The organism is Klebsiella sp. I138 (genome assembly GCF_051131765.1).
Classification (GTDB): Bacteria; Pseudomonadota; Gammaproteobacteria; order Enterobacterales; family Enterobacteriaceae; genus Klebsiella.
In genome coordinates, this window is record NZ_CP180447.1 from 5,186,924 (window position 1) to 5,212,206 (window position 25,283).

19 protein-coding genes, 3 tRNA genes and 1 riboswitch are annotated in these 25,283 nt (G+C 57.5%); of the genes, 14 read left to right on the forward strand and 8 right to left on the reverse strand.

Annotated features, from left to right (window positions below; translation table 11 throughout):
* Positions 1 to 101 precede the first annotated feature (101 nt).
* The 3 genes from ptrA to recD are packed head-to-tail and all read left to right on the forward strand — an operon-like array spanning position 102 to position 8,367.
* Positions 102 to 2,987 carry a pitrilysin gene (gene ptrA, locus ACMYSK_RS24325; protein WP_434639007.1) on the forward strand — a complete coding sequence of 962 codons (2,886 nt, stop codon included), beginning with the start codon at positions 102 to 104 and terminating at the stop codon, positions 2,985 to 2,987.
* The gene (gene recB / locus ACMYSK_RS24330; protein ID WP_434639009.1) at positions 2,984 to 6,532 is read left to right on the forward strand and encodes an exodeoxyribonuclease V subunit beta; all 3,549 of its coding nucleotides are present in this window, start codon (positions 2,984 to 2,986) and stop codon (positions 6,530 to 6,532) included. The genes ptrA and recB overlap by 4 nt, the downstream gene beginning before the upstream one ends.
* A complete protein-coding gene (gene recD, locus ACMYSK_RS24335) occupies positions 6,529 to 8,367 on the forward strand; it encodes an exodeoxyribonuclease V subunit alpha (protein ID WP_434639010.1) in 1,839 nt (612 codons plus the stop codon). Before recB ends, recD begins: the two co-directional genes overlap by 4 nt.
* 53 nt (positions 8,368 to 8,420) lie before the next feature.
* Here recD and argA read toward each other — a convergent pair whose 3' ends face one another.
* On the reverse strand, positions 8,421 to 9,752 hold the full coding sequence (gene argA / locus ACMYSK_RS24340) for an amino-acid N-acetyltransferase (protein WP_434639012.1): 1,332 nt from the start codon (positions 9,750 to 9,752) through the stop codon (positions 8,421 to 8,423).
* Positions 9,753 to 9,979: 227 nt separating this feature from the next.
* Between argA and amiC the strand changes: the two genes are divergently transcribed.
* The 6 genes from amiC to cobS all read left to right on the forward strand — a co-directional run bounded on the left by amiC (position 9,980) and on the right by cobS (position 16,596).
* Positions 9,980 to 11,233: an N-acetylmuramoyl-L-alanine amidase AmiC gene (gene amiC / locus ACMYSK_RS24345; protein ID WP_434639014.1), complete on the forward strand. Its 1,254-nt coding sequence runs from the start codon at positions 9,980 to 9,982 to the stop codon at positions 11,231 to 11,233.
* Between the two features lie 14 nt (positions 11,234 to 11,247).
* Positions 11,248 to 12,333 carry a threonine-phosphate decarboxylase CobD gene (gene cobD, locus ACMYSK_RS24350; protein ID WP_434639015.1) on the forward strand — a complete coding sequence of 362 codons (1,086 nt, stop codon included), beginning with the start codon at positions 11,248 to 11,250 and terminating at the stop codon, positions 12,331 to 12,333.
* 86 nt (positions 12,334 to 12,419) lie between these two features.
* Positions 12,420 to 12,581, forward strand: a riboswitch (cobalamin riboswitch).
* Between the two features lie 157 nt (positions 12,582 to 12,738).
* Positions 12,739 to 13,698, forward strand: a complete 960-nt coding sequence (gene cbiB, locus ACMYSK_RS24355; protein WP_434639017.1) for an adenosylcobinamide-phosphate synthase CbiB — start codon at positions 12,739 to 12,741, stop codon at positions 13,696 to 13,698.
* Positions 13,699 to 13,793: 95 nt separating this feature from the next.
* Positions 13,794 to 15,317 carry a cobyric acid synthase gene (locus tag ACMYSK_RS24360; RefSeq protein ID WP_434639018.1) on the forward strand — a complete coding sequence of 508 codons (1,524 nt, stop codon included), beginning with the start codon at positions 13,794 to 13,796 and terminating at the stop codon, positions 15,315 to 15,317.
* Complete coding sequence (gene cobU / locus ACMYSK_RS24365) at positions 15,311 to 15,856, forward strand: bifunctional adenosylcobinamide kinase/adenosylcobinamide-phosphate guanylyltransferase (RefSeq protein WP_434639019.1); 546 nt, start codon at positions 15,311 to 15,313, stop codon at positions 15,854 to 15,856. Before ACMYSK_RS24360 ends, cobU begins: the two co-directional genes overlap by 7 nt.
* Positions 15,853 to 16,596 carry an adenosylcobinamide-GDP ribazoletransferase gene (cobS, locus tag ACMYSK_RS24370; RefSeq protein WP_434639020.1) on the forward strand — a complete coding sequence of 248 codons (744 nt, stop codon included), beginning with the start codon at positions 15,853 to 15,855 and terminating at the stop codon, positions 16,594 to 16,596. The genes cobU and cobS overlap by 4 nt, the downstream gene beginning before the upstream one ends.
* Positions 16,597 to 16,835: 239 nt before the next feature.
* Here the strand turns inward: cobS and ACMYSK_RS24375 are convergent.
* From ACMYSK_RS24375 to ACMYSK_RS24385, 3 genes are all read right to left on the reverse strand, one after another.
* Positions 16,836 to 16,912, reverse strand: a tRNA-Met gene (locus tag ACMYSK_RS24375).
* A gap of 52 nt (positions 16,913 to 16,964) precedes the next feature.
* A tRNA-Met gene (locus ACMYSK_RS24380) sits at positions 16,965 to 17,041 on the reverse strand.
* Positions 17,042 to 17,091: 50 nt separating this feature from the next.
* A tRNA-Met gene (locus ACMYSK_RS24385) sits at positions 17,092 to 17,168 on the reverse strand.
* Positions 17,169 to 17,383: 215 nt separating this feature from the next.
* Between ACMYSK_RS24385 and mltA the strand changes: the two genes are divergently transcribed.
* A complete protein-coding gene (gene mltA, locus ACMYSK_RS24390; protein WP_434639021.1) occupies positions 17,384 to 18,481 on the forward strand; it encodes a murein transglycosylase A in 1,098 nt (365 codons plus the stop codon).
* 132 nt (positions 18,482 to 18,613) lie between these two features.
* Positions 18,614 to 19,432, forward strand: a complete 819-nt coding sequence (gene tcdA, locus ACMYSK_RS24395; RefSeq protein WP_434639022.1) for a tRNA cyclic N6-threonylcarbamoyladenosine(37) synthase TcdA — start codon at positions 18,614 to 18,616, stop codon at positions 19,430 to 19,432.
* A 90-nt stretch (positions 19,433 to 19,522) separates the two neighbouring features.
* Here the strand turns inward: tcdA and csdE are convergent, their stop codons facing one another.
* Together csdE and csdA are read right to left on the reverse strand one after the other, a co-directional pair.
* Positions 19,523 to 19,951, reverse strand: coding sequence for a cysteine desulfurase sulfur acceptor subunit CsdE (gene csdE, locus ACMYSK_RS24400; RefSeq protein WP_434639024.1), 429 nt, complete (start codon positions 19,949 to 19,951; stop codon positions 19,523 to 19,525).
* Positions 19,951 to 21,156: a cysteine desulfurase CsdA gene (gene csdA / locus ACMYSK_RS24405; protein WP_434639025.1), complete on the reverse strand. Its 1,206-nt coding sequence runs from the start codon at positions 21,154 to 21,156 to the stop codon at positions 19,951 to 19,953. The genes csdE and csdA overlap by 1 nt, the downstream gene beginning before the upstream one ends.
* Before the next feature lie 443 nt (positions 21,157 to 21,599).
* On the opposite strand from csdA, the gene gcvA reads away from it, so the two are divergent.
* From gcvA to rlmM, 3 genes are read left to right on the forward strand one after another with little or no spacing between them, the layout of a single operon-like run.
* Positions 21,600 to 22,517 carry a glycine cleavage system transcriptional regulator GcvA gene (gcvA, locus tag ACMYSK_RS24410; protein WP_015585849.1) on the forward strand — a complete coding sequence of 306 codons (918 nt, stop codon included), beginning with the start codon at positions 21,600 to 21,602 and terminating at the stop codon, positions 22,515 to 22,517.
* Between the two features lie 19 nt (positions 22,518 to 22,536).
* Positions 22,537 to 22,932: a DUF423 domain-containing protein gene (locus ACMYSK_RS24415; protein ID WP_434639026.1), complete on the forward strand. Its 396-nt coding sequence runs from the start codon at positions 22,537 to 22,539 to the stop codon at positions 22,930 to 22,932.
* Positions 22,925 to 24,025 carry a 23S rRNA (cytidine(2498)-2'-O)-methyltransferase RlmM gene (gene rlmM, locus ACMYSK_RS24420; protein WP_434639027.1) on the forward strand — a complete coding sequence of 367 codons (1,101 nt, stop codon included), beginning with the start codon at positions 22,925 to 22,927 and terminating at the stop codon, positions 24,023 to 24,025. Before ACMYSK_RS24415 ends, rlmM begins: the two co-directional genes overlap by 8 nt.
* A 62-nt stretch (positions 24,026 to 24,087) precedes the next feature.
* Here the strand turns inward: rlmM and fucR are convergent, their stop codons facing one another.
* Together fucR and fucU are read right to left on the reverse strand one after the other, a co-directional pair.
* The gene (gene fucR / locus ACMYSK_RS24425) at positions 24,088 to 24,804 is read right to left on the reverse strand and encodes an L-fucose operon activator (RefSeq protein ID WP_434639028.1); all 717 of its coding nucleotides are present in this window, start codon (positions 24,802 to 24,804) and stop codon (positions 24,088 to 24,090) included.
* 56 nt (positions 24,805 to 24,860) lie between these two features.
* On the reverse strand, positions 24,861 to 25,283 hold the full coding sequence (fucU, locus tag ACMYSK_RS24430) for an L-fucose mutarotase (protein ID WP_434639030.1): 423 nt from the start codon (positions 25,281 to 25,283) through the stop codon (positions 24,861 to 24,863).

A 25,283-nucleotide genomic window follows, 5' to 3' on the forward strand; every position in this document is an offset into this window, starting at 1 on the left:
CGCAGAATGAGGTGTTCAATTATCATGCGCAACCAATCACGGACTGATGTGCATAACGCTGACGCTGTCAGCGCAAAGTTTGTTAATGATGAGGTTCGTGAATGCCCCGCAGTGTATGGTTCAAGGTTATTGTAGTGCTGGCTGCCCTCTGGGCGCCGTTAAGTCAGGCAGATACCGGATGGCAACCGATTCAGGAAACCATTCGAAAAAGCGAAAAAGATCCCCGACAGTATCAGGCTATTCGCCTGGATAATGACATGGTGGTCCTGCTGGTTTCCGATCCGCAGGCGGTGAAATCACTGTCTGCGCTGGTGGTGCCCGTGGGGTCGTTACAGGATCCTGTCGATCATCAAGGCCTGGCTCACTTTCTGGAGCACATGACGCTGATGGGCTCGAAGAATTATCCGCAGCCTGACAGTCTCGCCGAATTCCTGAAAATGCACGGTGGCAGCCATAATGCCAGCACCGCGCCTTATCGCACCGCGTTCTATCTCGAAGTCGAAAACGACGCGCTTGATGGGGCCGTCGACAGACTTGCCGATGCCATTGCAGCCCCGCTGCTGGATAAAAAATATGCCGATCGCGAACGTAACGCGGTCAACGCCGAGCTGACCATGGCGCGGACCCGTGACGGGATGCGCATGGCGCAGGTGAGTGCCGAAACCATTAACCCGGCGCACCCGGCCTCGCATTTTTCCGGCGGTAACCTCGAAACATTGAGCGACAAACCCGGTAAACCGGTGCTCGATGCTCTGCATACCTTCCGCGACAGCTGGTATTCCGCGAACCTGATGAAGGCGGTCATATACAGCAACAAACCGCTGCCGGAGCTGGCGAGCATCGCGGCGAAAACCTATGGCCGGGTGCCAAACCACAACATCAGCAAACCGGAAATTACCGTCCCGGTTGTGACCGATGCGCAAAAGGGCGTCATCATTCACTACGTCCCGGCCATGCCGCGAAAAGTGCTGCGCGTTGAATTCCGTATTGATAACAACAGCGACCAGTTCCGTAGCAAAACAGACGAACTCGTGACCTACCTGATTGGCAACCGCAGCCCGGGGACCTTATCTGACTGGCTGCAGCAGCAAGGCCTGGTAGAAGGTATCCGCGCCGATTCCGATCCGGCTGTTAACGGCAACAGCGGCGTGCTGGCGATTTCCGCAACCCTGACCGATAAAGGCCTGGCCCATCGTGATGATGTGGCGGCGGCTATCTTCAGCTACCTCAACGTATTGCGTAGCCAGGGCATCGACAAACGCTATTTCGATGAGCTGTCCCATGTTCTGGCGCTTGATTTCCGCTATCCGTCGATCAACCGCGATATGGACTACGTAGAATGGCTGGCGGACACCATGATCCGCGTACCGGTGGAGCACGCGCTGGACGTGGTCAACATTGCCGATCGTTACGATCCGCAGGCGATTAAAGACCGGCTGGCGATGATGACGCCGCAAAATGCGCGCATCTGGTATATCAGCCCGCAGGAGCCGCATAACAAGACGGCTTACTTTGTAAATGCGCCGTATCAGGTCGACAAGATTAGCGCCCAGACCTTCAGCGACTGGCAGCAGAAGGCGAGCGCTATCGATCTGAAGCTGCCGGTGCTGAACCCTTATATCCCCGATGATTTTACGCTGATTAAAAGTGATAAAGCCTACCCGCATCCGCAGCTGATCGTCGATGAGCCGACCCTGCGCGTGGTCTATGCGCCGAGTCAGTTTTTTGCCAGTGAACCCAAGGCTGACGTTTCCCTGGTACTGCGTAACCCGCAGGCCATGGACAGCGCCCGGAGCCAGGTCATGTTTGCGCTGAATGACTATCTGGCAGGCATCGCTCTCGATCAGCTCAGTAACCAGGCGGCAGTCGGCGGGATCAGCTTCTCTACCGGCGCCAATAACGGCTTGATGGTCAACGCCAATGGCTACACCCAGCGGCTGCCTCAGCTGTTTACCGCGTTGCTGGACGGCTATTTCAGCTACACGCCCACCGAAGAGCAGCTTGATCAAGCCAAATCCTGGTATGCGCAGATGATGGATTCGGCGGATAAAGGCAAAGCCTACGACCAGGCGATAATGCCGGTTCAGATGCTGTCTCAGGTTCCCTATTTCCAACGCGAGGAGCGTCGGGGTCTGCTGCCGTCAATTAGCCTGAAAGATGTGCTGGCCTACCGCGATAACCTGAAAGCGAAAGGGCGCCCGGAACTGCTGGTTATTGGTAATCTCACGGCTGAACAGTCCACTGCCATGGCGCGCCAGATCCAGCAGCAGCTGGGGGCCGATGGCAATGAGTGGTGTCGCAACAAAGACGTATTGATCAACAGTAAACAGCTGGCGATTTTTGAAAAGCCTGGCAACAGCACCGATTCGGCACTGGCTGCCGTCTTCGCACCGCCGAACATGGATGAATACAGTAGTTCCGCCGCCAGCTCCCTGCTCGGGCAGATCATTCAACCGTGGTTCTATACTCAACTGCGTACCGAAGAGCAGCTTGGCTATGCGGTCTTCGCTTTCCCGATGAACGTCGGGCGTCAGTGGGGCATGGGTTTCCTGCTGCAAAGCAGCGATAAACAGCCGGCTTTCCTCTGGCAGCGCTTCAAAGCGTTCTTCCCAACGGCGGAAGCCAGACTCCGGGCGATGAGCCCGACAGAGTTTGCGCAAATCCAGCAGGCGGTGATTAGCCAGATGATCCAGGCGCCGCAAACCCTGGGTGGTGAAGCCTCGCAGCTCAGCAAAGATTTCGATCGCGGTAATATGCGCTTCGATTCACGTGATAAAGTAGTGGCTCAGATTAAACTGCTGACGCCGCAAGTACTTGCCGACTTCTTCCATCAGACGGTAGTGGATCCGCAAGGCATGGCGATATTGTCCCAGATTTCCGGCAGCCAGAATGGCAAGACGGATTACGTCCACCCTGAGGGTGGCAAAGTCTGGGAAAACGTCAGCGCATTGCAGAAATCCTTACCCCTGATGCGAGAGAACGAATGACCGAAACCGCTGAGCCTCTGGATCCCCTGCGCTTGCCCTTGATGGGTGAGCGCCTGATAGAAGCCTCTGCGGGCACAGGAAAAACCTTTACCATCGCCGCACTTTACCTGCGGCTGCTGCTGGGACTTGGCGGGGAATCCGCCTTTCCTCGCGCGGTCAGCGTGGAAGAGCTGCTGGTGGTGACCTTCACCGAGGCGGCTACCGAAGAACTGCGTGGCCGTATTCGCAGTAATATCCACGAGCTACGTATTGCCTGCCTGCGTGAAAACGCGAGCGACCCCCTCTATGCCGCATTGTTGGCCGAAATCCCGGATAAGCAGCAGGCGGCGAATACGCTGCTGCTGGCGGAACGGCAGATGGACGAAGCGGCGGTATTTACTATCCACGGCTTCTGCCAGCGGATGCTCAGCCTGAACGCCTTTGAGTCCGGCATGCTGTTTGAGCAGCAGCTGATCGAGGATGAGTCCCGGCTGCGCTACCAGGCCTGCGCCGACTTCTGGCGTCGTCATTGCTATCCGCTGCCGCGGGAGATTGCCGCGGTTATTCATGACGCGTGGAAAGGTCCGCGCGATCTGCTGAAATCCCTCGACCGCTGGTTGCAGGGCGAAGCGCCACAGCTCAAATCCCCGCCGGCGGAAGAAGAGACGCTGGCCGAACGCCATCAGCAAATTATTACGCGCATCAATGCCATGAAAACGCAGTGGCGGGAGCAGGTTGCTGAGATTGACAGCGTGCTGGAGAACTCCGGCCTCGACCGGCGCAAGTTCAATCGCGGCAACCAGGGAAAATGGATAGAGAAAATCAACCTCTGGGCGCAGGAAGAGACGCTAAGCTACCAGTTGCCAGAAGCGCTGGAGAAATTTTCTCAGGCCTTCCTGTATGAACGCACCAAAGCGGGCGGCGAGCCGCCGGTGCATCCGCTGTTTAGTGCGGTTGAACAGCTGCTGGCTTCCCCGCTGACGTTGACGGATCTGGTTATCGCCAGGGCGATGGTGGAAATCCGTGAGGCGGTAGCACGCGAGAAGCGCCGACGCGGCGAACTCGGCTTCGATGATATGCTCAGCCGGCTTGATGACGCACTGCGCGGAGAGAGTGGAGACGCGCTGGCCGGCGCCATTCGCCAGCGCTTCCCGGTAGCGATGATTGATGAATTTCAGGACACCGACCCGCAGCAGTATCGTATTTTCCGCCGCATCTGGCGGCAGCAGCCGGAGACGGCGCTCCTGCTTATCGGTGACCCCAAGCAGGCCATCTACGCCTTTCGCGGCGCGGATATTTTCACCTATATGAAAGCGCGCGGCGACGTGGCGGCGCACTATACGCTGGATACCAACTGGCGTTCGGCCCCCGGGATGGTTGCAAGCGTTAACCGTCTGTTCAGCCTGAGCGATAATCCCTTTATGTTCCGCGAGATCCCTTTCCTGCCGGTCAAACCGGCAGGGAAAAACCGCGGACTGCGCTTTACCGTTGATAACGACGCAGTTCCAGCCATGAACATCTGGCTGATGCCGGGCGAGGGCGTCGGGGCCGGTGATTATCAGGCTTATATGGCGCAGCTGTGCGCGGCGCAAATTCGCGACTGGCTAAGCGCCGGTCAACAGGGGCGCGCGCTGCTCTGGCGTGGAGAAGAAGCCCTGCCGGTACAGGCCTCCGATATTACGGTCCTGGTGCGTAACCGCCAGGAAGCGTCGCTAATCCGCGATGCGTTACGGCGGCTTGCTATCCCGTCGGTGTATCTTTCTAACCGCGATAGCGTGTTTGATACGCCGGAAGCGCAGGAGATTTTATGGGTACTGCAGGCGGTACTGGCTCCCGAACGCGAAAATACGTTGCGCAGTGCGCTGGCGACATCGATATTCGGCCTGAATGCGCTGGATATTGAACGCCTTAATCAGGATGAACGTGCCTGGGACGAACTGGTTGAAGAGTTCAGCGGCTACCGACAAATCTGGCGCCAGCGTGGCGTGATGCCGATGCTGCGTGCGCTGATGAGCGCCCGGCAAATTGCGGAAAACCTGCTGGTGACCGTCGGCGGCGAACGTCGTTTAACCGATATCCTGCATATCAGCGAACTGCTACAGGAGGCGGCCAGCCAACTGGAAAGTGAACATGCGCTGGTGCGCTGGCTGACGCAGCATATTGCCGAACCGGACAGCAACGCGTCCAGTCAGCAGATGCGCCTGGAAAGCGATAAGCACCTGGTACAGATAGTCACCGTGCACAAATCCAAAGGGCTGGAGTATCCGCTGGTCTGGCTGCCGTTTATTGCCCGTTTCCGTAAACAGGATCAGGCGTTTTATCACGATCGCGACTCGTTTGCCGCAGTGCTCGATCTGGGTCAGGACGAAGGCAGTCTGGAGCTGGCGGAAGCGGAGCGCCTGGCGGAAGATTTACGCCTGCTCTACGTCGCCCTGACTCGCGCGGTCTGGCACTGTAGCCTCGGTGTTGCCCCGCTGAGTACCCGGCGCAGCGACAAACCCGGCGCCAGTGATTTTCATCAGAGCGCGCTCGGGCGCCTGCTGCAAGGCGGCGAAGCGATGGATGCCGCCGGGCTGGCCGCGCGTTTGCAGGCGTTCTGCTGCGAGGATATCGCCCTGCAAATGCCCGATGCGCCGGATCCCACACCCTGGCAGGCGCCGCAGGAGACGCTGCCGCCGCTGTCCGCGAGGATCCTTGCCCGGCAGGTCACCGATGACTGGCGGGTCACCAGCTATTCCGGGTTGCAGCAGCATGGCCACAGCGTGGCTCAGGATCTGCTCCCGCGTCTTGATGTCGACGCCGCTGGCGTCGGCGAGGTTGCCACAGAGCCGCAGCTCACGCCGCATCAGTTTCCGCGCGGGGCATCGCCGGGGACATTCCTGCACAGCCTGTTTGAAGACCTCGATTTTACCCAGCCGGTTCCTGCCGACTGGATGGCGGAAAAGCTGCAGTCCGGGGGCTTCGGAGAACAGTGGACGCCGGTACTCACGCAGTGGCTGGACGACGTGCTGCGGACTCCGCTACCGGGCGCCGGAATAGCGCTCAATCAGCTCACCGCAGGCGATAAGCAGGTGGAGATGGCTTTCTATTTGCCGATCGAACGGCCGCTGGAACCGCAGCGCCTGGACGCCTTGATTCGCCGCTACGATCCGCTCTCTGTGGACTGCCCGCCCCTGGACTTTCGCCAGGTCCGCGGAATGTTAAAAGGCTTTATCGATCTCGTGTTCCGCCATAACGGCCGATATTATCTGCTGGATTATAAATCGAACTGGCTGGGGGAAGACCGCGAAGCCTATACCCGTCAGGCAATGGAACAGGCCATGCGGACGCACCGTTACGATTTGCAGTACCAGCTCTATAGCCTGGCGCTGCACCGCTACCTGCGCCACCGCATTGCTGACTACGATTACGAACGCCATTTCGGCGGCGTGATTTATCTTTTTTTACGCGGCATGGACGGACAGGGTGGCGAGCAGGGGATTTTCACCGCACGCCCCGCGCAGCCGCTGATTGACGGCCTGGATGCGCTGTTTGCCGGAGATGTACAGGAGGAGGTCCTGCCATGACGATGGATGAACTGCTGCTGGAAGCGGTAAATCAGCGCATGCTGCGCCCGTTAGATGTGCAGTTTGCGCTGATGGTGGCACAAGACGCGCATCCGGCGGTGAAGCTGGCGGCGGCAGTGCTCAGTCGCGATGCCGGCGAAGGACACGTTTGTCTGCCGATTTCACGTTTGCGCTCGGACGAGCTTCTGAGCGGAAAAGCCAACGATCTGCGCGAACAGCTGCTGGCGCAGGCGGGGTCACCTGATGACTGGTCGGCGCTTCTGCTCGCCTCGCAGGCGGTTAGCGGCGGCGAGCGGCCGACGCCGATCGTCCTCTGCGGCGACCGGCTCTACCTCAACCGGATGTGGCGTAATGAACTGACCGTCGCGCGTTTCTTCAATGAAGCCAACCAGGTTGTGGACGTTGATGAGGTTCAACTGGCTCACACGCTGGATGCGCTGTTCCCTGCAAGCGCGGAAACAGACTGGCAAAAGGTTGCTGCTGCGGTGGCGTTGACCCGCCGTATTTCGGTGATTTCCGGCGGCCCCGGCACCGGGAAAACCACTACCGTCGCCAGGCTGCTGGCGGCGCTGATTCAGACGACCCGTCAGCCACGCTGCCGGATCCGTCTGGCGGCGCCGACCGGGAAAGCGGCGGCAAGATTGACGGAATCGCTGGGGGAGGCGCTGCGTCGCCTGCCGCTGAGCGATGAGCAGAAGACGCTGTTGCCCACCGAGGCCAGCACACTGCATCGTCTGCTGGGCGCTCAGCCCGGCAGTCAGCGGATGCGCTATCACGCTGGCAATCCGTTGCATCTGGATGTGCTGGTGGTAGATGAGGCCTCAATGATTGACCTGCCAATGATGGCGCGGTTGATTGATGCGTTGCCGGAACATGGACGGGTCATTTTCCTCGGCGACCGCGATCAGCTGGCGTCCGTGGAAGCCGGAGCGGTGCTCGGGGATATTTGTGCCTGGGTGAATACTGGCTATACCGCGGCGCGCGCGGCGCAGCTGACCCGGCTGACCGGCCACCCGGTACCGGCTGGCGAAAGTGAGGCTGCGGGCGCACTGCGCGACAGCCTGTGCCTGCTGCAAAAAAGCTACCGTTTCGGCAGCCATTCCGGCATCGGCAGTCTGGCCCGTGCGGTGAACAACGGCGATCGCAGCGGCGTGAGAGCGACGCTACGCCAGCCCTTCGACGATATTGTTTTGCATCCGCTGAGTACGACTGAAGAATACGAAGCGATGCTCATGCAGTCGCAGGCGGGATATGGTCGCTATTTGCAACTGCTGCGCGAGCGGGCAGAGCCGGAGGCACTGATTGCCGCCTTCGGTGAATTCCAGCTGCTGTGCGCCCTGCGCGATGGCCCCTACGGCGTCAGCGGAGTGAATGAACAGCTGGAGCAGATGCTTAACCGTCGGCGGGCGATTACGCTACCGAGGCATTCGCGCTGGTATGAGGGGCGCCCGGTGATGATTTCGCGCAACGACAGTGCTCTGGGGTTGTTCAATGGCGATATCGGGATTGCGCTGGAACGAGGAGAGGGGCTACGTGTCTGGTTCCCGATGCCGGATGGCAGCATTAAGTCGGTGCAGCCAAGCCGCTTGCCGGAGCACGACACCGCGTGGGCAATGACGGTACATAAATCGCAGGGATCGGAATTCACTCATGCGGCGTTGATTCTGCCCGCTAAAATCGTACCGCTGCTCACCCGTGAGCTGGTCTATACCGCAATCACGCGGGCCAAACAGCGGCTGTCGATTTATGCCGACGAGCAGGTATTGACCCAGTCCATCGTCGCCCGAACCGAGCGGCGCAGCGGGCTGGCGGATATTTTTGCCCGCGGCGCGTAACCTCTGGTTCGTTATTTCCCCGGCCAGGCGTCGTGCCCACCGGGGAGGTTGCTTCAGCCGAGGTCGGCCATCATCACTTTTGAACGACGCTGGTAGTTGTACATCTCTTTCTTACTCTCCGGCAGCAGGTCGATATCAACCGGCGTAAAGCCGCGCTCCTGGAACCAGTGAATACTGCGGGTGGTGAGGACAAATAATTTGCTCAAGCCCATCTGCTTCGCCTGAGTGGCAATGCGGTTCAGCAGCACTTCACCGCGCGATGAGCTGCGGTAATCCGGATGCACCGCGACGCAGGCCATCTCACCGATTTTCTCTTCCGGGAACGGATAGAGCGCGGCACAGGCGATAGTGGTGTTATCACGTTGAATAATAGTGAATTTATCGATTTCCATTTCCAGCTGCTCGCGCGAGCGGCGCACCAGAATACCCTGCTGCTCCAGCGGGCTAATCAGCTCAAGAATTCCGCCGATATCATTAATGGTGGCGCGGCGAATCTGCTCGGCGCTTTCCATGACTATCTGGGTCCCGATACCATCGCGTGAGAACAGCTCCTGCAGCAACGCCCCGTCTTCCTGATAGCTGATCAGATGGCAGCGACGCACGCCGCTGCGACAGGCCTTCACGGCCCCGCGCAGAAAACGCACCGTACCAGAGTTGTAATCCTCTTCGGCCTCCAGCTCTTCTACGCGCGCCTGAGCTTCGTTCGGGAACAGCTCGGAAACAATCATGCCATCCTGATTGTAAACCCCCTGGGATGAGCAGAAACCGATCATTTTTTCGGCCTTCAGCTTAACGGCCAGCTGCGTAGCAATCTCTTCAGAGGTCAGGTTAAAGCTTTCGCCGGTCACCGAAACGGCAACGGGGCCCATCAGTACAATCGCGCCGTTATCCAGCTGGCGATGAATCGCATCTTCATCGATACGGCGGATGCGCCCGCTATGGCAATAATCAACGCCATCATCGACGCCCAGCGGCTGAGCGATAATAAAGTTACCGCTCACCACGTTGATATGCGCGCCCTGCAGCGGGGTGTTATTCAGGCTCATCGACAGGCGTGCGGTAATTTCCAGCTGCAGCATGCCCGCAGCCTGCTTAACCAGCTCGAGGGTTTTGGCGTCGGTAACGCGGGTCTGTTTATGATAAACCGGCTCGTGGTGGTGCTCTGCCAGATTGGCGTCAATCTGCGGGCGTGCGCCATAGACCACTACCAGGCGGATGCCCAGGCTGTGCAAAAGACCAATGTCATTGACAATGCTGGAGAAATTTTCATGCTCAATTGCTTCGCCGCCAAGCATGATGACAAACGTTTTCCCCCGATGGGCGTTAATGTAGGGGACAGAATGGCGGAATCCTTCTACCAGTTCGGTGCGACGTTCCTTCACCATGACTTGACCTCAATGCATGATTATTCGTAATTAGTGTATTTTTATTCTGTTTCAGCATTAAACGCAAGTCTAAATTTGCGCCGAAACTGATAAAAATCTGTGATCAAAAGCGTGCTGTCTAAGATTGTTTACCCTTTTATTGATGACAGGTTATGCAGCTTTCGTTAAAGTTTCCGGTCAATCTGTCTGTTTTGAGTACGAATACGTTTTTATTGCTTGGGAGTGGCATGCCGGGATACAAGTCAGGATTAAGCCGTCGTCGTTTTTTACAGGGGGCGGGCGCAATGTGGTTAATGAGCGTCAGCCCGGTAGGCTTAGCGGCTGCCGCGCAGGTCGTCGCTGTACGCGTCTGGCCGTCGTCAACCTATACGCGCGTCACGGTAGAATCGAATCATGTGCTGAAATATCGACAGTTTGCCTTGAGCAATCCGGAACGGCTGGTGGTGGATCTGGAAGGCGTCAATCTTAACTCCGTGCTAAAAGGCATGGGAGCGAGTATTCGCGATGACGATCCTTATATTAAGTCCGCGCGCGTCGGGCAGTTTGATCCGCAAACTGTGCGCATGGTGTTTGAACTTAAGCAGAACGTTAAACCGCAGCTCTTTGCCCTGGCGCCGGTGGCTGGTTTTAAAGAACGTCTGGTCATGGATCTTTATCCTTCGACCGCGACCGATGTTCAGGATCCGCTGCTGGCGTTACTGGAAGATTACAATAAAGGCGATCTTGAGCGTCAGGTGCCTCCTGCCGAAAGCGGGCCGAAGCCGGGCAAAGCCGGGCGCGACCGGCCGATCGTGATTATGCTCGACCCGGGCCACGGCGGCGAAGACTCCGGCGCAATAGGAAAATACCATACCCGCGAGAAGGACGTGGTGTTGCAAATTGCCCGCCGGCTACGTGCGCTTATCGAAAAAGAGGGCAACATGCGGGCCTACATGACCCGGAATGAAGATGTCTTCATTCCGCTGAAGGTCCGCGTTGCCAAGGCGCAAAAGCAGCGTGCCGATCTGTTCGTCTCGATTCACGCCGATGCCTTTACCAGCCGACAGCCGCGAGGCTCATCGGTGTTTGCGCTATCGACCAAAGGCGCAACCAGTACCGCCGCAAAATATCTGGCCCAGACCCAGAACGCCTCTGACCTGGTCGGGGGGGTGAGTAAAAGCGGCGATCGCTATGTCGACCATACGATGTTCGACATGGTGCAGTCGCTGACCATCGCCGATAGCCTGAAGTTTGGCAAAGCGGTGCTGCAAAAAATGGGCAGAGTGAATAACCTGCATAAAAACCAGGTGGAGCAGGCGGGTTTTGCGGTGCTGAAGGCACCGGATATACCGTCTATCCTCGTGGAAACGGCGTTTATCAGCAACGTGGAAGAAGAACGTAAGCTGAAAACGGCGACCTTCCAGCAGCAGGTCGCCGAGTCGATTCTGGCGGGAATTAAAGCCTACTTCGCCGATGGCGCTACGCTGGCAAGGCGCGGATAACACAGGAGCAGGAGATGGCGCTACTGAAGAGCGCGCACGGCGGGAATACCCGGGAAGCCGCCGCGCTGCTGGGCATCTCGGCGGAACAGCTGCTGGATTTTAGCGCCAACATTAATCCCCTCGGCATGCCGGAATGCGTAAAGCGCGCGCTTATTGATAATCTTGAACGGGCAGAACGCTATCCTGACGTTGAATATCAGCAGCTGCATCTTGCGCTGGCGGAACACCACCGCATTCCCGCATCGTGGATACTGGCTGGCAATGGCGAAACCGAGTCTATTTTTACGCTTGCGCACGGCCTGAAGCCGCGCAGGGCGATGGTGGTGACGCCCGGTTTTGCGGAGTATCGCCGCGCGCTGCAGGCGGTCGATTGCACGGTCCTGGAATTCGCGCTGCGTGAGGAAGATGGCTGGCAGTTGACCGACGCTATTCTTGAGGCACTGACGCCAGAGCTGGACTGTTTATTCCTCTGTACGCCCAATAATCCTACCGGTCTTCTGCCTGAACACGCGCTGCTTGAGGCGATTGCCGCCCGCTGCCGGGACGCGGGGATTGCCCTTATCCTGGACGAAGCATTTATCGATTTTATTCCCGACCGGTCGGGTTTTATTCCCTTTCTGCAGGATAACCCCCACATCTGGGTGCTCCGCTCCCTCACCAAGTTTTATGCGATTCCCGGCCTGCGTCTTGGCTACCTGGTTAACAGCGATGAACGAGCCGTGGCCCGGCTGCGTGAGAAGCAAATGCCGTGGTCAATTAATGCCTTTGCGGCTCTGGCGGGTGAAATAGTGCTCAAGGACAGCGCCTATCAGCAGGCTACCTGGCAATGGCTGGCGCAGGAGGGCAGTCGCCTGTATCTGGCCCTCCGCCAGCTGCGCGGCCTGACCGTTTACCCGGGGCGGGCAAACTATCTGTTTTTACGCTGCGATCTCAGCGGGCTCGATCTGCAACAGGCTTTGCTGCACCAGCATATTCTGATCCGCAGCTGCGCAAACTATTCGGGACTGAGTGCCGGTTATTTCCGCGTGGCCATTCGCAGCCCTGAGGAGAATCAGCGCCTGCTTACCGCGCTCAGCGCCCTCCTCTCCGCCGACGTCTGACTCCGCAAGCGACCGGCTCCTGCGTATGGCATAATACGCTGCCTGATGCTTCAGAGATCCGGGATACGTCAGGCCGGATCTCTGAAGCATCAGGCTAACCAACAGGTGCCAGGGAAGGAGGTGACAATCCTCCGCAGCCCCCGCTGCTGTGATGCTGACAACCCCGTAAATACCACCGATCGTGAGACCGGGAAGGGCGGGTGAGGATGACGCTAAGCCAGAAAACCTGCCTGTCGGTGATTATCAACAACTTCGGTGGGAAGTGGGTTGCTCAGATGCGTGCCGTCGAAAGATGGCGTCAGGCGCACCTTTACACCCCGACCACCCTGAACAGGAACAGGGTATGGCGGTACAACTCCATTCATTCATTTTCGCCCGTTGGCGGTTAGTCACGGGGCCGGGACGATGACGCTGCTTGCCTGGTGCGTCGCCTGGATCCTCGATTCTGTTATCGGCGATCCGCCGCGCTGGCCGCATCCGGTGCGCTGGATTGGCAATCTCATCACTATTATTCAACGAATCGTGCGCCGGCACTGTCACAGCCAACGCGCGCTGCGCATCGGCGGTGGGCTGATGTGGCTGACGGTGGTTGGGCTTACGTGGTTCCTGGCCTGGGGCATATTGAAACTGGCGGAAACTCTCCATCCCTGGCTTGGCTGGGTGATTGAGGTGTGGATGATCTTTACCCTGCTGGCCGGGCGCTGCCTTGCGGATTCCGCCAGAGAAGTTGAACGTCCGCTACGCGCGGGCGACCTGGCGCAAAGTCGGGAAAAACTTGCCTGGATTGTCGGGCGTGATACTTCGCAGCTACGGCCTGAGCAGATAAATCGCGCGGTGGTGGAGACGGTTGCAGAAAACACCGTCGATGGCATTATTGCGCCGCTGTTCTTCCTGCTATTGGGCGGCGCGCCGCTGGCGATGGCCTATAAAGCGATTAACACACTCGACTCCATGGTGGGGTATAAACATGAAAAATATCGTGCTATCGGTATGGTCAGCGCCCGTCTTGACGATGTGGCGAATTTTATTCCCGCGCGCCTGAGTTGGCTGCTGTTCAGCCTGGCGGCGTTTTTATGTCGTTACGACGGTGCGCGTGCCCTGCGTATTGGCTGGCGCGATCGCTATCAACACAGCAGCCCTAACTGCGCATGGTCGGAAGCCAGCGTCGCCGGTGCGTTAGGTATCCGGCTCGGCGGTCCAAACGACTATTTTGGCGAGCGGGTGGAAAAACCCTGGATTGGCGACACCGTACGCGATATTTCGGTCGATGATATTCCCCGCACCCTGCGCCTGATGTGGGTGGCTTCGACGCTGGCGCTGGTGCTGTTTATGGCGGTGCGGTATCTGTGGGCAGGCGTGGCCTGAGAACGAAAGATGGCTTTTTGTGGCCAGGGCAGTTGCAACATAAAACAGAAGCGGGATGGAAGAGTAATGCGAAAAAATGCGAACGAGGAGACGTCATGACGCAGGCAATCATGCTGCAGGGAACGGCGTCCGACGTCGGTAAAAGCGTGCTGGTGGCTGGATTATGCCGCATTTTTTATCAGGATGGCCTGCGCACGGCGCCGTTTAAATCGCAGAATATGGCGCTCAATTCAGGGATCACGGCGGATGGCAAGGAGATGGGCCGGGCGCAGATCTTTCAGGCTGAAGCGGCCGGTATCGCGCCGGATGTGCGCATGAACCCCATCTTGTTGAAGCCAACCAGCGATCTTAAAGCCCAGGTGGTGCTGATGGGCAAAGTGGCGACGGATATGGATGCGGTGAGCTACCACGAATATAAACCGCGCCTGCGCGAACAGATCCTGACGGTCTATCGCAGCCTGGCGCAGGAGTATGACGTGCTGGTTCTGGAAGGGGCCGGCAGCCCGGCGGAGATCAACCTGCGCGATCGCGATATCGTCAACATGGGGATGGCGGAAATGGCGCAATGCCCGGTGATCCTTGTTGCCGATATCGACAGAGGGGGCGTGTTTGCCGCGATTTACGGGACGCTGGCGCTGCTTGAGGAGCAGGAACGCGCCAGGGTTAAAGGGGTGATCATCAATAAATTCCGCGGTGATATCGCGCTACTCTATTCCGGAATCGAACAGATCGAAGCGTTAACCGGTGTTCCCGTGCTGGGGGTGCTGCCGTGGCTGGAGGTCGATCTGGAGGATGAAGACAGCGTGGCGCTACAGAAAGGGAAGTATCTGAGCACGGCGAAGCGCGAAATCGACATTGCGGTCGTTCAACTGCCCCATACCTCAAACTTCACCGATTTCAATGCGCTGGCGGCGCAGCCGGATGTACGCGTGCGCTACGTGCGGCACCCGCAGGATCTGACGCAGGCCGATTTAGTTATCCTGCCCGGCAGTAAAAATACGCTGGGCGATCTGCTGTGGCTGCGCGACAGCGGAATGGAGCTGGGCGTATTGCAGGCGCATCAGCAGGGAATACCGGTGCTGGGGATTTGCGGCGGTTATCAAATGTTGGGTGAGGCGATTGTCGATGAAGTAGAGTCCGGTCTGGGAACGCTGCCCGGACTCGGTCTGCTCGATACGGTGACGCAATTTGCCCGACATAAAACCACCACTCAGGTGGAGGCTACGATGGCGGCAGCCCTTCCGGACTGGCTGGCAGGGGCTTCTGCCCTGCAGGTACGAGGCTACGAAATACATATGGGTGAAACGACCCTGAACGGGAACTGCCGGCCGGTGATGCAGCTGGAGAAAAATGGCCGGCGGGTGGCTGACGGGGCAATGACGGACGACGGGCTGGCGTTTGGTACTTACCTTCATGGCCTGTTCGACAGCGATGATTTCACTCGCGCGCTGGTCAACGGCCTGCGGCAGCGCAAAGGGCTGGAAGCGCTGGATACCACTCTTCACTACGCGCAATACAAATCGCAGCAGTTTGATGTGCTGGCCGCTGCTATGCGCCAGCATATTGATATCGAAAAGATTTATCATATTATGCAGCAGCATCAGGAGCCATCATGCTGATTCTGGTTACCGGCGGTGCCCGTAGCGGAAAAAGCCGCCACGCCGAGGCACTCATTGCCAATTCGCCACAGGTTTTGTATCTCGCGACCTCGCAGAGTGTTGATGAGGAAATGGCTCAGAGGATTCAACACCATCGCGATAGCCGACCGGCCCACTGGCGCACCGTCGAACGCTGGCGCCATCTCGATGAGGTGATTACGCCGGGCAACGACCCGCAGGAAGCCGTGCTGCTGGAATGCATGACCACCATGGTAACCAATATGCTGTTTGCCCAGGGGGGCGATAGCTCTCCGGACGACTGGGATTTTTCGGCGATGGAACTGATGATAGATGACGAGATTCAGTCGCTGATTGCCGCCTGTCAGCGCTGCCCGGCGACGGTCGTTCTGGTTACCAATGAAGTGGGGATGGGGATTGTCCCGGAAAACCGCCTTGCGCGGCATTTTCGCGATATTGCCGGTCGGGTCAACCAGCGCCTGGCAGCGGCAGCGGATGAGGTCTGGCTGGTAGTGTCAGGTATTGGAGTCAAAATTAAATGATCAAACTATTTTGGGCAATGCTCTCTTTTATGAGTCGCTTACCGGTGCCGGAGCGCTGGTCGCAGGGGTTGGAGATCGATCGGTATGTCCGTGGGATTGTCACTTTCCCTCTGGTCGGCGTGCTGCTGGGCGGGCTGAGCGGGCTGGTGTTTCTGGCCGTTCAATCCTGGTGCGGTATTCCGCTCGCGGCGCTGTTTTGTATTTTAGCGCTGGCGCTGCTGACCGGTGGTTTTCACCTCGATGGCCTGGCCGATACCTGCGACGGCGTGTTTTCCGCTCGCCGCCGGGAACGGATGCTGGAGATTATGCGTGACAGCCGGCTGGGGACTCACGGCGGACTGGCGCTCATTTTTGTTCTGCTGGCAAAAGTGCTGGTCGTCAGCGAGCTGGCGCTGCGCGGAACGTCGATGCTGGCCGCGCTGGCTGCCGCCTGTGCCGCCGGGCGTGGCGTTTCCGCACTGCTGATGTACCGCCATCGCTATGCCCGTGAAGAAGGACTGGGCAATGTATTTATCGGCAAAGTGAGCGGGCGGCAAACCTGCGTGACGCTGGGGTTAACGGCAATTCTCGCCGCTATGTTACTGCCAGGGATGCACGGCGTGGCGGCGTTGGGGATCACCGTGGTGGCCATTTTTGTCCTTGGGCAATTGCTGAAACGCACCCTGGGCGGGCAAACCGGCGACACGCTGGGGGCGGCGATTGAGCTGGGCGAGCTGATATTCCTGCTGGCTCTGCTGTGAGTCCGGCTATTTGAACAGTATTGCCGTAACAGAGGTGTTCAGCATCGTGCGCCATTTCCGCTCCGTAAGGGGAGGCGATGGCGCATCTGACATCATCGTGGCAAGAAAAGGCCAGTATTAACGTGACGAGTATTCATCGCGCCTGATTGGCGGCGGGTAAGAATAGTTGTTGGTATTGCTGGCGTGACCGTGACCGGTATGCAGAAACAAAAAAACACCCGTCAGGGTGTTCATTGTGTTGGTTGCGGGGGCCGGATTTGAACCGACGACCTTCGGGTTATGAGCCCGACGAGCTACCAGGCTGCTCCACCCCGCGTCCGTCTTTTACTCTTCCATCGAGTAAAGCTTACTGCTATCAGATCTAAAATTGGTTGCGGGGGCCGGATTTGAACCGACGACCTTCGGGTTATGAGCCCGACGAGCTACCAGGCTGCTCCACCCCGCGTCCGTCATTACTCTTCCATCGAGTAACGTTTACTGCTATCTGATTTTAATTGGTTGCGGGGGCCGGATTTGAACCGACGACCTTCGGGTTATGAGCCCGACGAGCTACCAGGCTGCTCCACCCCGCGTCCGTGGAAGCGCACTATACTCCGCTCGCGTTTTGATGCAACCCTTTTTCAGCAAAATCATCAAATTTGTAATAAGTGGTGTATAAAGAGCCATTTCCGGCCTGTTTTTTGAGCAAGATTGTATTTGTGGTGCTTTAGCGCATTTCAATAGCCCTGGGGGTTTGTTATCTTCCTTCATCACGAACCGCGACTAAGCAGCATAAAGAAGAGATACCATGAAAGGATGTTGGGCAAAGTATGTAGCGACAGGAGCAATGCTGGCGATGCTCGCCGCCTGTTCCTCAAAACCGACCGATCGCGGTCAGCAGTATAATGAAGGAAAGTTGACCCAGCCGTTTTCATTGGTTAACCAGCCTGATGCGGTCGGTTCACCGATTAACGCCGGGGACTTCTCTGAGCAGGTTAGTCAGATCCGTAGCGCATCGCCGCGTCTTTATAATAGCCAGAGCAACGTCTATAACGCGCTGCAGGAGTGGCTACGTGCCGGCGGCGATACCCGCACGCTGAGTCAGTACGGTATTGATGCCTGGCAGATGCAGGGGGCCGATAGCTACGGCAACGTTCAGTTCACCGGCTACTACACCCCGGTGGTGCAGGCGCGTCATACCCGCCAGGGCGAATTCCAGTATCCGATTTATCGCATGCCGCCGAAGCGCGGCAAGCTACCGTCTCGCGCCAGCATTTACGCCGGTGGTCTGAGTGACAACTATATTCTGGCCTACAGCAATTCGCTGATGGACAACTTTATTATGGACGTACAGGGCAGCGGCTACATTGATTTTGGCGATGGCTCGCCGCTGAACTTCTTTAGCTATGCCGGGAAAAACGGCTGGTCGTATCGCAGTATTGGGAAAGTCCTGATCGACCGCGGCGAAGTGAAGAAAGAAGATATGTCGATGCAGGCGATCCGTGAATGGGGCGAAAACCACAGCGAAGCCGAAGTTCGTGAGCTGCTTGAGCAAAACCCGTCGTTCGTCTTCTTTAAGCCGCAGTCCTTTGCGCCGGTGAAAGGCGCCAGCGCGGTTCCGCTGATTGGCCGTGCGTCTGTGGCTTCCGACCGCAGTATTATTCCGCCGGGTACGACCTTGTTGGCGGAGGTCCCGCTGCTGGATAATAGCGGCAAGTTTAACGGTCAGTACGAGCTGCGTCTGATGGTCGCGCTGGATGTTGGTGGGGCGATTAAAGGCCAGCACTTCGACATCTATCAGGGTATTGGATCCGATGCCGGTCATCGTGCCGGTTGGTATAACCACTATGGTCGCGTTTGGGTGCTGAAAAACGCCCCGGGCGCCGGGAACGTCTTTAGCGGTTAACGCGCTAACGTTAGCTATTTTGTCGCCCGGCGGACGCAGCGCGCCGCCAGCGGGATTGTCTGACGGTCGTATCCATTTTTAATCCGTACTACGGGGTCTGCGCTGGCAGGCCCTAATGCATTCTGAGGTTTTATGTCTGTTGTAATCAGCGACGCCTGGCGCCAGCGTTTTGGCGGTACGGCGCGTTTATATGGTGAAAAAGCGCTACAGTGTTTTGCCGATGCGCACTTCTGCGTAGTCGGTATCGGCGGCGTCGGTTCCTGGGCGGCTGAAGCGCTGGCAAGAACCGGAATTGGCGCAATCACCCTTATTGATATGGACGATGTTTGCGTCACCAACACCAACCGGCAGGTTCATGCTCTGGGCGGTAACGTCGGGCTGGCGAAAGCCGAGGTGATGGCAGAGCGTATTCGTCTGATTAACCCTGAATGCCAGGTAACGGTGATTGACGATTTTGTGACGCCGGAAAACGTGGCTGAGTATATGGGCGGCGGTTTTAGTTACGTGATTGACGCCATCGATAGCGTGCGTCCCAAAGCGGCGTTAATCGCCTGGTGCCGCCGGTATAAGGTGCCGCTGGTGACCACCGGCGGTGCGGGTGGGCAAATCGACCCGACGCAGATTCAGGTGGCTGACCTGGCGAAAACCATCCAGGATCCGCTGGCGGCGAAGCTGCGTGAACGGTTGAAAAGTCAGTTTGGCGTGGTGAAGAACAGCAAAGGTAAGCTGGGGATTGATTGCGTCTTCTCTACCGAAGCGCTGGTCTATCCGCAGGCCGACGGCAGCGTATGCGCCATGAAGAGCACTGCCGAAGGCCCGAAACGCATGGATTGCGCCTCCGGCTTTGGCGCGGCGACGATGGTCACCGCGACCTTTGGATTTGTCGCCGTCTCTCATTCGCTGAAGAAGCTATTAGCCAAAGCAGAACGTGACGCGGCATCTGCCGGGTAATTCCCCTGGAGGTGCTGTGCACCTGTCCGGGCTACCGGGCGACATGAACCCGTAGCCCGGTCAGCGTAACGCCACCGGGCTCGCGGAGATTTAAGCTTCGCGGGCGGCGGCGAGCACCGCTTCGCTGAGGGCCGCCAGCCCCTGGCCGCGCGAGGCGCTAAGCTGAGCGCGCAGCCCCAGCTCATCAAACAACGCCAGCGGATCCTGAGCCAACAGCCCGGCGGCGCTTTTCCCTTCGACCGCGGTGAGCAGCACGGCCAGCAGGCCACGCACGATGCGCCCTTCACTGTCGCCAAAGAAATGCATTTTGCCATCGATAACGGTAGAACCCAGCCAGACGCGGTTTTCACAGCCGGCAATCTCTGTCGCCTTTTCTTTCAGCTCACTCGACAGCGCAGGGAGCCGCTTACCCAATAAAATCAGCTGGCGATATTTATCTTCCCACTGGCTGAGCGGGGTAAACATCTGGCGTAGTGTCTCTTCGGTGATGTCGGTACCAAAAGGGTGAGAAGTCGTCATTAATCCACCAGTATTTCCAGGGCGCGGTCAACGGCATGAACCAGCGCGTAAACATCATCCTGAGTATTATAGGGCGCAAACGAGGCGCGTAGGGTGCCGCTGACGCCAAGCGCCGCCAGCAGCGGCTGAGCACAGTGCTGTCCGGCACGAAGCGCAATCCCGGATTCCGCCAGCAGAGTGACCATATCGCTGTGGTGCACTCCAGCGAAATCAAACGCCAGCAGACTGGCGTCCTGGCAGCGAAAGGAGCGAAAGCCTGGCCGTTTCGCCAGTTCGTCTTCCGCCAGCGTCGCCAGGCTGCGGCTCCAGCTTTCAGCCTGGGCGATATCCGTCTCTTCCAGCCACTCCAGCGCCGCGCTCAGGCCAATCACGCCGGCAACGTTTGGTGTCCCGGCTTCCAGACGATAGGGTACCGGCTGAGTGGTAAATCCTTCGAAGGTGACTTCGGTAATCATTTTGCCCCCCCCGAGCCAGGGCGACATGGCATCCAGCAGCGCTTTTTTACCATACAGCGCGCCAATCCCCGTCGGACCGTACAGCTTATGGCCGGAAAACGCGTAAAAATCGACATCCAGCTGTTGGACGTCGGCAGGGAAATGGACCGCCCCCTGAGCACCGTCAACCATCACCACCATACCGGCCTCATGCGCGTGGCGGATAGCCGTCGCCAGGTCCGGGCAACCGCCGGTGACGTTGGACATTTGGCCGATAGCCAGCAGCTGACTGCGTGGCGTAATAAGAGAAGGCAGGAGTGAAACGTCGGGCAGACGATCGGCGCCGATAGGCAACTTCACTATTCGGGCGCCGGTTTGCTCCGCGACCATCAGCCAGGGAACCAGGTTGGCATGGTGTTCAGCTTCGCTGACGATGATTTCATCGCCGGGCTGCAGGCGGGGGCGAAGATAGCTCTGCGCCACCATATTAATGGCTTCGGTCGTGCCGCGTGTCCAGACGATATCTTTAGCGGACGGTGCATTAAGCAGGGCCGCAACGCGCTCGCGGGCATCTTCATAGCGTTCGGTCAGGCGCTGTGCGGCGGCGAACTGGCTACGGTGAACGTTGCCCGCGCTGAGACGGTAAAACTGGTCGCTGGCCTCGATAACGGCAAGCGGTTTCAGCGCCGTTGCTGCGCTATCAAGGTACACGCCGGCATCGGCCAGGGCAGGAAACTGGGCGCGAAAGTGAGCAGGATTGAATGCGTTCATGGAATTCCTCGTTGCAATACGACGATCGTCGCGCAATTTAGTCATCAGGGCAAGGCTGGCGAAAGGAAGAGAAGAGCGGATTCAGGTCAGCGCGGTGGCAGACAGGCAAAAAAAAGCACCGCTCGTTGCGGTGCTACATTAAATCACTATGGACAGACAGGGTAAATGTACAGGAAGTGAAAAGGGTAGCTTAACTACCATGGTCTGCAAACACAGACCAATTGCAAACACAACAACACAACATCACAACCGTAAGCCAAAAGCTTGTTGGAACACGCATTCCAAAAAAAGCTCTTCGTTCCGGCTCAGGAAGTGCCGCCACTATAGGTATTTGCTGGTAGAACCTCAACGGACAAATTATAATGGCTCAGATAAAAAAAACTAATAGGTTAACTGTTGTTTCCTGTTTGTTAAAACGCCTTAACATCTAAGCCAGAATAACCATGTCAAAGCGATTACCGCCCCTGAATGCATTACGTGTTTTTGATGCAGCCGCACGTCATTTAAGCTTCACTCGCGCAGCCGATGAGCTTTTTGTGACGCAGGCCGCAGTCAGTCACCAAATCAAGTCACTAGAGGATTTTCTAGGGCTAAAACTGTTTCGCCGCCGCAATCGTTCGCTGCTGCTGACGGAAGAAGGCCAGAGCTATTTTCAGGATATTAAAGAGATTTTTTCGCAACTGACCGAAGCGACGCGTAAACTGCAGGCCCGCAGCGCAAAAGGGGCCTTAACGGTGAGTTTACTGCCCAGTTTTGCGATCCAGTGGCTGGTGCCGCGACTCTCAAGCTTTAACTCAGCTTATCCGGGGATTGATGTCCGAATCCAGGCGGTGGACCGCCAGGAAGACAAGCTGGCGGATGACGTCGACGTGGCGATTTTCTATGGCCGCGGCAACTGGCCAGGGCTGCGCGTCGAAAAATTGTACGCCGAATATCTACTGCCCGTCTGCTCACCGGCGTTGCTTACCGGTGACAAAGCGTTGAAAACGCCTGCGGATCTGGCGCAACATACGCTGTTGCACGATGCTTCCCGTCGCGACTGGCAAACTTATACCCGCCAGTTAGGTCTAAGCCATATTAATGTGCAGCAGGGGCCTATCTTCAGCCACAGCGCGATGGTGCTGCAGGCTGCTATTCACGGGCAAGGGGTCGCGCTGGCCAATAATGTGATGTCCCAGTCCGAAATTGAGGCCGGCCGGTTGGTCTGTCCGTTTAATGATGTTCTGGTCAGTAAGAATGCATTTTATCTCGTTTGTCATGACAGTCAGGCTGAACTGGGTAAAATAGCCGCTTTTCGCCAGTGGATCCTGGCGAAGGCGGCGAGTGAACAAGAAAAATTTCGTTTTCGTTACGAACAATAAATGATTGTAGGGTAAAAACATGACCAGCCGATTTATGCTGATATTCACCGCCATAAGCGGTTTTATCTTTGTTGCTCTGGGCGCCTTTGGCGCGCACGTATTAAGCCGGTCGCTAGGCGCAGCGGAAATGGCCTGGATTCATACCGGGCTTGAGTACCAGGCCTTCCATACGCTGGCCATTTTTGGTCTGGCGGTGGCGATGCAGCGCCGTATCAGTATCTGGTTCTACTGGAGCAGCGTCTTTATGGCGCTTGGTACCGTTTTATTCAGCGGCAGCCTCTATTGTCTGGCGCTGTCGCATTTACGCCTGTGGGCGTTCGTGACGCCGGTGGGAGGCGTGTGCTTCCTTGCCGGTTGGGTTTTAATGTTAATTGGTGCAATTCGTCTGAAACGTAAGGGCGTTGTTCATGAATAAGGTTGTCCTCTATTGTCGCCCCGGGTTTGAGAAGGAGTGCGCAGCAGAAATTACTGACAAGGCTTCTCGCCTTGAGGTGTTTGGTTTTGCCCGGGTGAAAGAAGATTCCGGTTACGTCATTTTTGAATGCTATCAGATGGAAGATGGCGACAAGCTGGTGCGTGAACTGCCGTTCAGCTCGCTGGTGTTCGCCCGGCAGATGTTTGTCGTCGGAGAACTGCTGCGCGACCTGCCGCCGGAAGATCGCATCACGCCGATTGTCGGCATGCTGCAAGGAGTCGTGGAGAAGGGCGGCGACCTGCGGGTTGAAGTGGCCGACACCAACGAAAGTAAAGAGCTGATGAAGTTCTGCCGTAAGTTGACGGTTCCGCTGCGCGCTGCGCTGCGTGAAGCGGGCGTGCTGACCAGCTATGAAACGCCGAAACGCCCGGTGGTCCATGTGTTCTTTATTGCGCCAGGCTGCTGCTACACCGGCTACTCCTACACCACGAACAACTCGCCATTTTATATGGGGATCCCGCGTCTGAAGTTCCCTTCCGATGCGCCTAGCCGTTCTACGCTGAAGCTGGAAGAGGCGTTTCACGTCTTTATTCCGGCAGACGAGTGGGACGAGCGTCTGGGTAACGGGATGTATGCGGTGGATCTCGGGGCCTGCCCCGGCGGCTGGACCTATCAGCTGGTGAAACGCAATATGTGGGTCTCTTCCGTGGATAACGGTCCGATGGCGCAGAGCCTGATGGATACCGGCCAGGTGACCTGGCTGCGTGAAGATGGCTTCCGCTATCGCCCGACCCGTAACAACATCTCGTGGATGGTGTGCGACATGGTGGAAAAGCCGGCTAAAGTGGCGGCGCTGATGGCCCAGTGGCTGGTGAACGGCTGGTGTCGCGAAACCATCTTCAACCTCAAGCTGCCGATGAAAAAGCGCTACGAAGAGCTGTCACGTAATTTGGCCTATATCCAGGAGCAGCTGGATGAACACGGCATTAATGCTCAGATTCAGGCGCGCCAGCTGTACCACGATCGTGAAGAAGTGACCGTCCATATTCGCCGCCTGTGGGCTGCGGTCGGTGGTCGTCGCGACGAACGTTAATCGCGCTACGCTTCCCGGATAACGACGCCGTTATCCGGGCACTCCTCTGCTTCACCCGCCGGCTATTTTGCCGCTATCTGTTCATCCGAAATAATATGCGTCACATCATCCAGATGGCCAATGCTGGCCTCCCCCGAACGATTAAACTTACTTTTATCAATCAGCAATAGCGATTGCGCCGCGCGTTTGAGCAGCAGCGATTTAAAATCGGCGTTTACCGTATTCGAATCCCACAGCGCACCGTGGCTGTCGATGCCTTCGCAGGAAAAAATAAACAGATCGATCTCAAGCTGTTTGAGCTGCGAGATAAGCGATGGGCTGACGTAGCAGCCATATTTGCGCTGGAGCGTGCCGCCGGAACAGGTGAGCTGAATATTTTCGCGTTTGCTCAGCTCCTGGCAAATCGGCTGGCTGTTGGTAAACACGTGCAGGTTGATATCCGGCAATTGGCGGGCCAGATACCAGCAGGTAGAGCTGGCGTCGAGAGCTATCACCATCCCTTCGTCAATCCAGGCCAGGGCGCCGCGGGCGATATCCGCTTTATGGGCATAATGGCTTTTGAGGCGAATATGGAAAGGATCGCCGCTGTCCTGGCTTTCCCGATGGATGATTTTGACCCGCCCATGATTACGCAGCACTTTTCCCCGCGACTGCAGCTCGCTGAGATCGCGACGAATTGTCTCTTTACTGACGTTAAGCCGTTGCGATAAGGCATCCGTTGTCAGGCTGCTGTGGTTGATCAGCAGGTCTATTATCGCTTGCTGGCGTGCCGCTTTCATGTTCTCACCCTGTCATTCGATGAGCGCCCGCATCAGGCGGACGCTCCGGCATGAGATTACGGCGTTACCCCTTTTTTTAAAAGAATATTCCCGTACTTAGCGCGTTCGCCTGTGATAACGATCGCAAAGGCTTTTTGCGCCCGCTCATAGAAGGCAAAGCGGTCGATACGAGCGATTTCCGGGCACGGGCTCTGTGGCGAAAGGGCGTCGCGATAGCGCATTTCCACCTGCGGGTCGAGCGTGTCGCCTTCGACCGCCGCCATCATGACCAGCGGCGGCGCATAGCTGTCGAGCTCGAACAGCGGAATCACCGCGCGTAAGAGATCGCTGACCTGCAGGCCATCGACACGCAGCACCTGTGGCCCGACGCTGTGAGCCGGGAAGTGCGCATCAGAAAAAATAATCTCATCCCCGTGGCCCATCTCGGCCAGCACCTTGAGCAGTTCAGGGGAAATGAGCGGAGAGATCGTTTTTAACAT